The sequence below is a fragment of the Oleiphilus sp. HI0061 genome, from assembly GCF_001635675.1.
In genome coordinates this window covers 1-11,939 of the sequence record NZ_LWFE01001019.1, presented here as the reverse complement: position 1 = coordinate 11,939, position 11,939 = coordinate 1, and the positions used below count along the sequence as shown (strand labels likewise).

Sequence of the window (11,939 nt, the reverse complement as noted above, 5' to 3'; positions counted from 1 at the left end):
GCTACGCTTTTTGACAAAATGCAATAGACAAATACAGCTATTTATATGACAAAACTCTCAGATCTGAGTACAACTCAATCAAGCAGCATGACTTTCAAGCTTCTTACCAGCCTGAATATCTTCGTCAAAGTTAACCGTTTTTATATTAGGTAACGCCGCAACTTTACGCATTATCCCAACACCCTCTGTATCAAAGTTTGCAATCATTTCTTCGCTAACTTTAATCGGCTCACCCACACACAGACCAATGTTTGCCGGTTTAAGGCGCCAACTATTGCCTATATCAGAGCCACCCACGAGACTAATAGGTAAAACCACATCATCAGGCCTAAAATAGGCTTGCACGAACCGAGGGCTGACATACTTCATTGTGACACTTCCGTCCTTGGCAACATATGAACGAGAGCCTTCAGGGAATATCAAAAACGGCTCATACATAATGGATTTGAATAACTCGTAATCCTCACGATCCAATTCATCCAAAGCACAAGTTTGCCTAACGTCTGCCAAGTATTGGGCCAGATCATGTTTTTCAACCCGCATGAGCTGAGCAGAGATCTGAGAAAACCGGGCGCGATCTGATCGAATAAACTTATTCATAAAGTCGCTATAACTCATTTGCTCGATTAGATGAAGCCCGGAATTTGGCATTTTGATCAGCAGCTGTGACCGTCTTGCTGTTTTGAGCAAAGCATCAGCTAAGCTCTTCTCTTTAACTTCCGTCGTTTTCTGTGATGGTAAAGTCAGGAACAAGTTTCCGACATTACTCGCACCGTTCTTTAGAACCATATTTGAAAACATTCTCGGACCAACGACTGTATTGCAATTTGCTGTGAGATTATCAAAACCAAGCCGCCTCAATATACTCCTTACCAGATACGGCCCAATATAACCTTCGTGATTACCAACAATAAAAACCCTTCGCCCTGACGCCTTAAGCACTGAAGCCTGATACAAGATTCGAACCACCTCTGACGAACCCACTACATGCTTGCTATCATGCTTCGTTGAAACCCGCTCTCCTTTACTCCCGACCAATATCAAGTCGGCAATATTTCGGTTTTCAAGAAAAACAAAGAACTTGTGCCACAGGGCAGTATCAGGTAGAACCGGTGATATTGAGCGACTAAAGGTGAAAGGCATTGCGAGTATGCGCTCAATGCGAGATTTACTAAATTCCTTAAAGAAAGAATGCTGTAGCAGCTGTAATTTGCGCTCGTTGAATTTACGGGCGATGTCGGGAAAGTGCTTCTTTATATCCAAGCCGTCACGCTTGGCACGCGCAACAACCTCGTCCATTAGCTGAACAGCACGAATATTATGAGGTGCCTTTTTCAAAGAGTACATCTTGGCGCGAAAGAAATCGACAATACCTCGCAGCTTCACGGCGTTAAAGATAGACAATAGCAAGCCCTTTACCGCTTCTGGAGCAGGAACCTTCAAAACCAACTTAACAATGGCATCTTTCAGGCGATCAACCAGTCCAGCCAGACTAGCAACAAAAGCCAGTAACAGGTTAGTCACCCTATATACAAAGTTGTTTTGATAAATTGAGGCCAAGGACTTTTCGAGACGCTCTTTGTTCTCGTGCATAAATTTCAGCACATCTCCTTGCGCAATTTTATCTTTTTCTTGCTGCCACCATTGTATTAGAGCGTGTACACGCTTTTGCTTTCGATTATTCGAATCAAGCGGATCATCCTGTAGATCTTTATCAGGCTGGCTCATAAATTCTTCTCTTACTCTAATAACTAACCAAGGAAACGCTTAGAGTAACAATATTAATCTGTGCTAGCCACTTACCGAAGCTAGTTCAACGCGCAGCTTATTGCCAAGCATAGTAATAGAGGTATACTCTCACCCTTTCAAAATTGAACATATATAAACCTCTGGGTACCTATATGCCACAAGCGCAAACAGTTGATACGCTAATCCATGCTCGTTATATCATCCCTGTTCGACCACGAAACACCTGTTATGAGCATTACAGCCTTGCCATTAGAGATGACGAAATCGTAGACATACTTGCAAGCGCTAAAGCCCAAACCAAATATCAAGCTAAAAACACATATGAACTGAACGAGCACGCCATAATGCCCGGGCTCGTTAACGCTCACGGCCATAGTGCAATGACGCTGTTTCGTGGTCTCGCTGACGACCTGCCGCTTATGGAATGGCTCAACGACCATATTTGGCCTGCCGAGGGAAAATGGGTATCTGAGGCTTTTGTCCGTGACGGAACCGAACTGGCGATAGCAGAAATGCTGAGAGGCGGAACCACCTGCTTTAGCGACATGTACTTCTTCCCTAACATATCCGCCCAAGTCGCCGAGCAGTACGGCATACGCGCCCATCTATGCTGCCCAATATTAGATTTCCCTACCGTTTGGGGCAGCGGACCTGAAGAATATATCGAAAAAGCCTTAAGCCTTGCCATAGATTACGCTGACAGTGATCTCGTCGAGATCGGCTTCGGACCTCACGCACCCTATACCGTTTCAGACTCGCCTTTGGAAAACATCAGAGATCTGGCAATTGAGCATGATATACCAGTTCAAATCCATCTTCATGAAACAGCATTTGAAGTAGAGGAAGCTGTAAAGCAAAACAATAAGCGCCCCATACAAAGGCTCGTCGACTTAGGGTTAATTTCAGATAAGTTCGCCCTGCAATGCGTACACATGACAGAACTAAACGAACAAGATATTGAATCCTTAGCCAGCAACAAAGTACATGTAATACACTGCCCCGAATCGAACCTTAAACTTGCAAGCGGCTTTTGCCCTAGCGCCCAGCTAATATCAGAAAGCGTTAATGTTGCCCTGGGTACCGATGGTGCGGCCAGTAACAATGACCTCGATATGTTTGGCGAAATGCGTACCGCCGCCCTGCTTGCAAAGGCAGTCGCAAAAGACGCAAGCGCGATCGATGCAGCCAGTGCAATCGAGATGGCAACCATCAATGGCGCTGCAGCCTTAGGCATCGAAGAAATTACTGGTTCACTAGAGATAGGCAAAGCAGCAGATTTGATTGCCATCAAAATGGATGCATTAAATAGCCAACCGAGCTTTGATCCAATCTCAGATATTGTATACTCAGTCGCGTCCAACCAAGTAAGCCATAACTGGGTAAACGGAAAACTCCTTCTTGAAGAAGGCGAACTAAAATATATGGACACGCAGGAAATTATTGTTAAAGCCAAGAGCTGGGCAGCTAAAATTCGCTCGTCGACAGAAAGCTGACAATAAACGCCTTCTAGAAATATTTATAACACACGAATAGAGAAACATGAGCCAAACAGCCGCAAAAAACGTCGATCCAAATGAAATCGCTAAATTCGAAGCACTGGCTAGTCGCTGGTGGGACAAATCAAGCGAGTTTAAGCCGCTTCACGACATCAACCCGCTTCGTCTTAACTATATTGATGAACGCGCTCACCTTCCCGGCAAAAAAGTTGTAGACGTCGGCTGTGGCGGTGGGATCCTCTCTGAAGGGCTATGTCAGCGCGGTGCCTACGTAACGGGTATTGATATGGGTGAAGCCCCACTTTCTGTAGCAAGGCTACACGGTCTTGAATCAGGTGTTGAAGTTGACTATCGACAAATCACCGTAGAGTCCCTTGCTGACGAAGAAGCAGGCACCTATGACGTCGTCACCTGCCTGGAAATGCTTGAACACGTACCAGACCCTTCTTCAGTTATAGCGGCTTGTGCAAAGCTTCTGAAACCTGGCGGCGACCTATTCTTATCAACAATCAATCGTAACCCTAAAGCTTTTATGTTTGCCATTGTTGGCGCCGAACACCTACTAAAGATGCTACCGAAAGGCACGCACGAGTATAAGAAATTTATCAAGCCATCTGAGCTAACAAGTTACATCCGCAAGGCAAAACTGGACTTTCAAGATATTACCGGCATGGTCTACAACCCATTAATAAAAGAATACAAATTAGCGCGAGACGTCGATGTCAATTACCTGGTACATGCCACCAAGCCAATCGATTAGCTTATACCCCCTCATAAACGACATTCATAATGACAATTAGCGCTCTACTATTTGACCTGGACGGAACACTCGTTGATACAGCCAATGATTTTGTTCAGGTTCTCAATGAACAACTGATAAGTCACGGACGAAACCAGCTTCCAGCCGACACGATTCGTAATACTGTGTCCGATGGCNCAAGGGCTTTGGTAAAAATCGGCTTTGGCGGCGAACCCGGCACCGAGCCCTTTGAATCACTTAGACAAGAGTTATTGGAACGCTATGAATCGCTAGTAGGAAAGCATGCCAAGCTCTTTGACGGCATGGAAGAGGTTCTCACTCTTTGTGAAGACAAAGACATTCCCTGGGGAATTATCACCAACAAACCTCGCCTCTACACCGATCTATTATTACAGCGTATGGACCTAGACAAACGAAGCCGTGTGACACTCTGCCCCGATGATGTCCGCAAATCCAAGCCTGACCCAGAATCCCTTCTTTTAGCAGCAAAGCAACTTGGCCTTGCGCCCGGTAATATCGTCTACGCTGGCGATCACGAAAGAGACATTCAAGCAGGTCAAGCTGCTGAAATGATTACAGTAAGTGCGCTATACGGCTATATTAAGTGTCACAAATCGGCCAAAAAATGGCCAGCCGATTACCAAATTCAACACCCATCTGAACTAATTTCACTTTTTCTTACATAAGCCACACAAAAACTGCAGTACTTTTCCTGAAATCATCTATGCTTAAAGCATATATCGCATTGTTTTTAGGAGAAAGCATGGCTGTCAACACAGCGCTGGTCGTCGATGATTCAAAATCCGCACGGATAATGCTCAGTCGACTTGTTCAAAAGAACGGCCTCGAAGTTAATATGGTGGAATCAGGCGAAGAAGCTTTAAGCTATTTAGAAAGCTCACCATTGCCCGATCTTATATTCATGGATCATATGATGCCCGGAATGGACGGCTTGGCTACCACTCGAGAGATCAGTCAAAACCCCAAAACAGCGCATATCCCTATCCTTATGTACACCTCTAAGGAAGGGCCAGAGTATGAAGCAGAAATGCTATCTTCCGGTGCCTACGCCATGCTAGGCAAGCCCGCAAAGCCAGATAGATTAGCTGAACTTATCGAAGAACTTAACAGTCGCCCTGCTCCTGATATTGCGGCCGATTCAGCCGAGCCAGAAGAACTCAGCGCAGTCACTCTCGATACAGGTGATCTACCTGAATTAAGTAGTACTGAAAGCGAACCATTAGAACAAGAACCTATTGCGACCAGCTCCCCAGAGGAAGAGGAAGAAGAAATGAGCCAGGAACTAATCGAAAAAGTATCATCCAAACTAATCGCCAGAGCGATCGAAGATGCGCTACAACCAATCAGCGGCTCGCTGCATCGTCTTGAAACAAATATTCACGAGAATCAGAGTGAAATACGTAAACTTAGCGCAAGGCAAGATCAGAACGTCAACCATGTTTCACAGTCAGTACTCGACGCCAGCCTTAAGCAAACCGGTGTTCAGTTCCAAAACCAGATCACTGCAGAGATCAAAGCAGTTAGAGACCTGATTGAAAGTCGTGCCGATCTTTCCCCTGCTGCACTACAGCAAATAAAAGATATAGCAACCCAGACTGGCGCCGAAGCAGGAACCGCTATGGGTGAAAAAGCCGCGAGCAGTGCTGCCGAGGCCGTCGCAGCGAAAGTAAGTGCCGCACAGGCACAAATCCAAGTTCAGCAAGATATGCAGCCTTATGTTCAGCAAGCCAAGAAGGCGAATATGATTGCAGTGGTATCACTTGTCGTTGCCATTGGAGCCATCGCAAGCAACTTCCTACAGTTCTAGAAGACTAAAAGCACTTATCGAATCCCTCTTAATGCGCGCCAGCTCTTTAAAAGGGATTTTTTATTTGCGCAAACGCTAAGCCCCCGCTCGAATCAAGCCCCCCAAACCAGCACTCTCGAGCTCATCCTCAAGCATCTCACGTATACAGCTTTCATTTTCGAGATTCAGCGCTTTTGTTAGAAGCTGCCTGGCTTTCTTATGCGAAAACGAACGAATTACCCACTTAACCTTGGGAATATTAAAGGCACTCATACTTAGTGTATTGATCCCCATTCCAAGTAGTAAAATAACCGCTACAGGGTCAGAGGCCATTTCACCACACAAAGACACCTTAAGTCGACGGGATTGAGCAGTACATACAATATGATTAATACTTGCCAATACCGCCGGGTTTAGAAAGTTATATAAGTCAGAGACCTTCGGATTATTCCTATCCACTGCAAGTAGGTACTGCGTTAGATCATTAGAACCAATAGATATAAAGTCAATTCGCTTTGATAGGTGTGGCAGGGCCATCATTGCTGCTGGCACCTCTACCATTATACCCACGCTTGGCTTTGCAACTTTAAGCCCCATTGCAAGTAGCTGAGCCACTGCTTGGTCAAGCAACTCTCTGAACGCATCCACTTCTTCTACACGGCTAACCATCGGCAACATAATTTTCATATTGCCAATCCCAAGGTTTGCACGAAGTAACGCTCGAATCTGAGCCAGAAAAATACTACTATTATCAAGTGTAAAACGTATACCACGCCAACCCAGATAAGGGTTATCTTCCTCAAAGCTGAAGTACGGCAAAGCTTTATCACCACCTATATCAAGGGTGCGCATGTAAACAGAGCGCGGCGCATAAGCCTCTAAAATTTTCCGATAAACAGCAGTTTGCTCATCTTCGGTTGGAAATGTTTCATGCAGCATAAAAGGAATTTCAGAACGGTATAAGCCTACTCCTTCTGCGCCTCTCTCTAGCCCTGGAGATAAATCGGCAAGCAAACCTGTATTCGCATAAAGATTGATACGATAACCATCACTGGTCTCGGCGGGCTTATCCTTAAGCTTATCAAGCCCTGACATCAATCGGTTTTCTTGTGCTGCCAGCCTTTGATATTCCCGCTGCATTTGAGGCGAGGCATTAAAAATGACCTGCGCTCTATAACCATCCATGACAGCAACACTACCCTCAACCTTTGACCAATTAAGATCACCGACACCCATGATTGCGGTAATGCCGAGAGCACTGGCCAGAACGGCCGCATGAGATAAAACCGAGCCATCCACGCATACCAAGCCAACCAAATTTTGATTCGCATATTCAGCAATATCGGCGATGCTTAAATTCTTTGAAAGCAGAATAAAGGGTTCATTTGGCAGCTGGACATTAAAGTCATGCGCATTAATGCTGGCATAGATACGCAAACCCAAATGACGGATATCTTCTGATCGAGCACGTAAGTATGGATCATCCATCGACTCAAACTGCTTGGCATGGCGGTCAATAACGAGCTTCAAAGCGTAAGAAGCACAATAGCCCTCTTGGATTAGCGTCTCTGTATCGACAACGATGGCATCATTCTCAAGCAACATCAGGTATACACCAAACAAAGCCTGAACCTCTTGAGTTAAAGATGAAGCCAGCTTGTCTTCACCTGCTTCGATCTCGAGCTTGACAGATGCAATCGCGTCACGAAAAGACCTGATCTCTGAGTCAATATCAGTCACGCTCTCTTCTTCAACGCAAGCTAAATCTTTAAAGGGTGCAATAACCTTAACGAGCCCAATCGAAATGCCAGGTGCCCCCTTTACCCCGCTGACTTTTATTTGATCACTAACATCCTTGTTAACAATCGCAGCCAAACTCTCCTGCTTAAGTACTGAGGATAAAGGCCCTGCCAGTTGAGCTGCTATCGTAATTAGAAAAGCTTCTTCCTCAGCAGAAAAAAGCCGTTTATCTTTACACTGAATAACCAGTACGCCAATGAGGCGACGAAAACTAATAATTGGCACACCCAAAAAGCCGGAAAAATGCTCTTCTCCCGTTTCCGGAAAGTATCTGTAGTAACGATTCTGAGAACCATCCTCTAGATTTAAAAGCGTCTGGTTCTCACAAATATAGCCAACCAGGCCCTCACCTGTTTTCATACGAACGGAGCCAATCGCGTTATTCGAAAGGCCTTCTGAAGCAACAAGAACCCAATCTTTCTGTATCTCATCTTGAAGGTAGATACTACAAACGTCCGAGCCGGTTACATCTTTGACTCTGGCAACAATCAGGTTCAGCAATTCGTCTGCTGACTCAAGTTCCTCAGCTTCTGTAAAAATTCGTCGGAGAGCTTGTAAGGGTTCCATAGATACTTCCTATAAAAACATCGTAAACGACAACATACCAAACCTTTACTTTACACCATATAGTTTTTCTAAGTCGAAAAAAATAATAAAAACATTGCCTTACAGAAGAAAAATCAAACCACTAAGAGCATAATTAGGCAACACACCAAAAGACGGTGCGAGCTCGCTATACAGGTGTAAATGAATCTAATCAACGTCATAACCCTATATTCGAGGGCGGTTTAACTAACAACATAAGTACGATCATGACGATTTTATTAGACGAGCCTTAAATCGATAACGCTTAAAAAGCAGGCAAGAGGTGATCAGCAGAAAATGTAACGACACAGAGCCCAGTTCGAGGCACTATATGGGTGGTGCTGGCATAATTGGTTATGTGACTAGAGGCTATACCGCAACAGAGTCTGATAACAAATCACACGAATTAAATACGCGCTCAGATAACCCATATTTTTTAGCCTGCTCTCGCCATGGTTTAATGTGCGGCGCACTTAGGTGATCATTTAAGCTCTCACGATTCGGCCACAACTCTGAAAAACGAATTAAGCCCTTATCGAATGGATCTTCCGCAACATCGTACGCAATGCATCCATCATTTTCGTGAGTGCTACGAACTAAAGCATTTAAGTGTGGTAATACTTTTTCGGTATTATCTGGAGGAAACCTTAATGATCCAAATACTGCTACTTTTGCTTTCATTGAACTTCCTTATTCATTCGTTTAATTTTAAAGAGGAGATGGGCCTCTTAATACTTTAATTAACTTTCCAGTTGTACTCTCAAAGTTATGACCACAATTAGAGCAAATGGTATTAGCTTTGTTTCTATGATTCGTAAAGATACGACTAACTAATAACCCGATTAGAATTAAAACAACTAATACAACAACAATGCTCAAAGTTCTTTACTCAATTGCCGACTTCCCTTATTGCATTTAGACATAATGACTCCCCACTAAAGAGTGCTGACCTCCAATTCGTGGGTTAGCAAAGGCCGAGCCATATTATAGTTGTTACGCTATAAATTAGAGGCCAGCACCATGCAAAAAGATAACATACTATTTATTGGTTTAGATACTCACAAAGAACAAACTCAAGTCGCTTATACCCTTGATTACCGTACCTCAGAAGTTATCGACCTAGGCCGCATTCAGTCCACCAAAGCAGGCTTTGTAAAACTTGCTCGACAATTACAATCGAAATACCCGCATGCGACACTTCACTTTGTCTATGAAGCAGGCCCTTGTGGTTATTGGATTTATCGACTTCTCACCAGCCTTGGTCACTGCTGTTTCTTAGTCGCGCCATCTCTCATCCCCAAGAAACCTGGTGAGCGAGTGAAGACAGATAAACGAGACGCTCAGAAACTCGCTCGACTACTGAAGAACAATGACCTTGACCCAATCTACGTACCTGAACCCGAAGATGAAGCGGTGCGTGACTTATCTCGCGCACGAGAAGCAGCCATGCGAGATTTAAACGATGCGAAGCATCAACTTAAATCGATGCTGCTTAGGAATAATATACGTTATACAGGTACCGCTAACTGGTCGTTAAAACATATGCGATGGCTAACCGAAATGGTGCTTCCGCACCCTTGCCAGCAAATCGTTTTACAAGAAATGATTCAGACTATTGATGAGCGCACTAAGCGATTAAAACGACTCGACAACGAGCTCACTCATCAAGTTAAGAAGTGGCGCTACTATCCTGTCGTTAAAGCAATACAAGCGATGCGTGGAATACGCCTCCTCATCGCAACAGGCGTAGTGTGTGAGCTTGGTGATCTAAGCCGATTTGATACGCCTAGAAAGCTAATGAGCTATGTCGGGCTCACCCCGAGTGAGCATTCTAGTCGCGATAAACGAAAACTTGGCAGCATTACAAAGTGCGGTAATGGACGCGTCAGAAACTGTTGATTGAGGGAGCGCACAGCTATCGGTATAGCGCACGAATATCCAAAGAAATGCAGGTAAGACAGGAAGGTCTACCTAAGGAGATTATCGATCAAGCATGGCAAGCGCAACTAAGGCTGTGAAAACGATATCAGAGGCTTATGAAGCGCGGTCAAAATTACAATGTGGTCGTGACCGCAATAGCCCGTGAAATGATTGCCTTTATCTGGTCGATATCACGAGAAGTCATTTGACTTAAGGTCGACCCAAAAACACGTTTATCAAGAGTACCAGCTTAATGAGTTTAGCGTTAGCGCATTGGGTCAAGCAACGAGTGTGGTGTAATCACCGACGGCGTTAGGTAGGCAATGTAGCTTCATCGCATTGATCCACGAGCATAGACTGAAGACAGACACCACGACGTAAAAAGTAAGGTCGGATAGGTTCTTTAAAAAAAGAGCAACCCACGAATACCAGCATGATAACCGTCGAAATTATCTGCTTCATCTGATGCGCTAATGCTTCTTAAACAAAAGAAGTTGACTAAAAAAGAAAAAACTCTGGCCGTGCTATCGGCAGGAATTTGTGCAGTTTGCTTGACGTGGGGAGTCATACCAACGCCCGGCTAAACGGCGTAGTAACTGTGGCGACTTTTTTGGAACAAAAAAGGTGCGACTGTTACGGAGTCCGTTTGAGCCGTTGGTTATAACTTTATTTATTTGTAGCAATATGCCACAATTAATGCAGATTGTTACAGGAGCATTAACTATGGCAACTAATAGCGTAAGATTAGACCAAGATCTTATTGAAAAAGCCACCATTATGGCTAAGGCTTACAATAGGACGCCACCAAAGCAGATTGAACATTGGGCAAAAATTGGTGAAATGATGGAAGATAACCCTGATTTGCCATATGAGTTTGTAAAGCAAGCCATTATTGCCCAAGCAGAAAAAGAAGCAGGTAAGTTGGAGCGCTACGACTTTGGCTAAAGTTGAGAATATTTTACAAACGCCAACTTTTAAAAAAGCAGTAAAGAAATTAAAACCTAACCAGAAGAAAGACTTGGATAATGCTGTAAAAGAGCTTGTTAAAGACCCACTTTTAGGTGAGCAGAAACGAGGTGATCTTGCGTTTCTTAGAGTTTATAAATTTAAGATGATTAAGCAACTTACGTTACTTGGCTATAGCTATGACGAAGGTGTACTTACCCTTGAGTTGATGGCATTAGGTTCACACGAAAACTTCTACAGGGATATCAAACGTACCTTTTAGTTTGGTGTGCCCCACGAAAAGTGGACAGTTATAACTACGCAACTAACGCAGTTCGATTTTCAAATTCAACAGGACTTATATTCCCTATAGCTGAGTGTCTTCTCTTTCGATTATAAAAGACTTCAATGTAGGTAAATATACCTGTTCTTGCTTCATCCATCGACTGGTAATTCTTTGCATAAATCAATTCAACTTTTAGTCGACTAAAGAAAGATTCCATCGGTGCATTATCCCAACAGTTTCCTTTACGACTCATACTCTGCTTAAGCTGACTATTCGCGACAAAGTCGACATAACCTTGTGCGCGATACTGAACACCGCGATCAGAGTGTAATATAAGGCCAGGTTTAGGTTTTCTTCTTGCGAGAGCAACACTTAGCGCTTTTGTCACGAGCGGCGTTTTTCAAGGTAGTTGTCGCCTGAGCATTTAAGCTGCTTGTTTTTCCTTCTCCGGGTTCAACTTAACGTCACCCACTTTCTCCCAGTTCCGCGTAGCTTTTGACCACCTTATTTGGTTCTTTCTTTTCATCTTGCGATAAAGCTCATCCCTCTTCGATAATATTTCTTCATCCAGACCTAAGTGCCTTTGCTCTG

Annotated in this window: 10 protein-coding genes and 1 pseudogene; 7 read left to right on the top strand and 4 right to left on the bottom strand. The window is 44.1% G+C overall.

Annotated elements, in window-relative coordinates:
* Positions 1–78 precede the first annotated feature (78 nt).
* On the bottom strand, positions 79–1,728 hold the full coding sequence (locus A3735_RS12725; protein ID WP_068508024.1) for a hypothetical protein: 1,650 nt from the start codon (positions 1,726–1,728) through the stop codon (positions 79–81).
* 173 nt (positions 1,729–1,901) lie between these two features.
* Between A3735_RS12725 and A3735_RS12720 the strand changes: the two genes are divergently transcribed.
* The 4 genes from A3735_RS12720 (at position 1,902) to A3735_RS12705 (ending at position 5,833) form a co-directional block, all read left to right on the top strand.
* Complete coding sequence (locus tag A3735_RS12720; RefSeq protein WP_068553105.1) at positions 1,902–3,242, top strand: TRZ/ATZ family hydrolase; 1,341 nt, start codon at positions 1,902–1,904, stop codon at positions 3,240–3,242.
* 46 nt (positions 3,243–3,288) lie between these two features.
* Positions 3,289–4,005: a bifunctional 2-polyprenyl-6-hydroxyphenol methylase/3-demethylubiquinol 3-O-methyltransferase UbiG gene (gene ubiG, locus A3735_RS12715; RefSeq protein WP_068506969.1), complete on the top strand. Its 717-nt coding sequence runs from the start codon at positions 3,289–3,291 to the stop codon at positions 4,003–4,005.
* Between the two features lie 29 nt (positions 4,006–4,034).
* Positions 4,035–4,691: an HAD family hydrolase gene (locus A3735_RS12710; protein ID WP_068638138.1), complete on the top strand. Its 657-nt coding sequence runs from the start codon at positions 4,035–4,037 to the stop codon at positions 4,689–4,691.
* 77 nt (positions 4,692–4,768) lie between these two features.
* A complete protein-coding gene (locus tag A3735_RS12705; RefSeq protein ID WP_068509852.1) occupies positions 4,769–5,833 on the top strand; it encodes a response regulator in 1,065 nt (354 codons plus the stop codon).
* A gap of 75 nt (positions 5,834–5,908) precedes the next feature.
* On the opposite strand, the gene ptsP is transcribed toward A3735_RS12705, so the two are convergent.
* Positions 5,909–8,179, bottom strand: a complete 2,271-nt coding sequence (ptsP, locus tag A3735_RS12700; protein ID WP_068553103.1) for a phosphoenolpyruvate--protein phosphotransferase — start codon at positions 8,177–8,179, stop codon at positions 5,909–5,911.
* Positions 8,180–8,566: 387 nt separating this feature from the next.
* Entirely contained in the window at positions 8,567–8,878 is a 312-nt protein-coding gene (locus A3735_RS12695) for a putative quinol monooxygenase (RefSeq protein WP_068509848.1), read from the bottom strand.
* Positions 8,879–9,217: 339 nt separating this feature from the next.
* On the opposite strand from A3735_RS12695, the pseudogene A3735_RS12690 reads away from it, so the two are divergent.
* The 3 genes and pseudogenes from A3735_RS12690 (at position 9,218) to A3735_RS12680 (ending at position 11,345) form a co-directional block, all read left to right on the top strand.
* A pseudogene (locus tag A3735_RS12690) lies at positions 9,218–10,326 on the top strand (IS110 family transposase).
* A gap of 514 nt (positions 10,327–10,840) precedes the next feature.
* Positions 10,841–11,062: a hypothetical protein gene (locus A3735_RS12685; protein ID WP_068509845.1), complete on the top strand. Its 222-nt coding sequence runs from the start codon at positions 10,841–10,843 to the stop codon at positions 11,060–11,062.
* Complete coding sequence (locus tag A3735_RS12680; protein ID WP_068509843.1) at positions 11,055–11,345, top strand: type II toxin-antitoxin system RelE/ParE family toxin; 291 nt, start codon at positions 11,055–11,057, stop codon at positions 11,343–11,345. Before A3735_RS12685 ends, A3735_RS12680 begins: the two co-directional genes overlap by 8 nt.
* A 34-nt stretch (positions 11,346–11,379) precedes the next feature.
* Here the strand turns inward: A3735_RS12680 and A3735_RS12675 are convergent, their stop codons facing one another.
* A complete protein-coding gene (locus A3735_RS12675) occupies positions 11,380–11,736 on the bottom strand; it encodes an IS3 family transposase (RefSeq protein ID WP_068638136.1) in 357 nt (118 codons plus the stop codon).
* Positions 11,737–11,939: the final 203 nt, after the last annotated feature.